Source organism: Neptuniibacter pectenicola, from assembly GCF_001597735.1.
In the GTDB taxonomy this organism is placed as follows: domain Bacteria; phylum Pseudomonadota; class Gammaproteobacteria; order Pseudomonadales; family Balneatricaceae; genus Neptuniibacter; species Neptuniibacter pectenicola.
Genome location: NZ_LUTS01000135.1, coordinates 1 through 264 on the forward strand (window position 1 = coordinate 1; position 264 = coordinate 264).

General features: G+C 51.9%; 1 protein-coding gene. It reads left to right on the forward strand.

The genetic code is table 11. The features are described 5' to 3' along the window. A partial coding sequence (locus tag A3773_RS17225; protein ID WP_331709183.1) for a PUA domain-containing protein occupies positions 1-264 on the forward strand: 264 nt, incomplete at both ends.

The following is a 264-nucleotide window of genomic DNA, read 5'->3' on the forward strand; positions in this document are numbered from 1 at the left end:
GCACACAGTGATTGCATCCGGTCGTGAGGGGAGTGTCATTTTGCGAGTCGCAAATGGCGAGAACCTAGGGACATGGTTGCAACCTGAACATGGTCGTTCGGCTTCTCGTAAGCAATGGCTGGCAGGACATCTTAAGAGTCGCGGCACTTTGATTATTGATGATGGTGCGGTACGTGCTTTGCGTCAATCTGGCACCAGTTTACTTCCGGTGGGTATTAAAGACGCTGAGGGAACGTTCTCGCGAGGCGATATGGTGATCTGTGT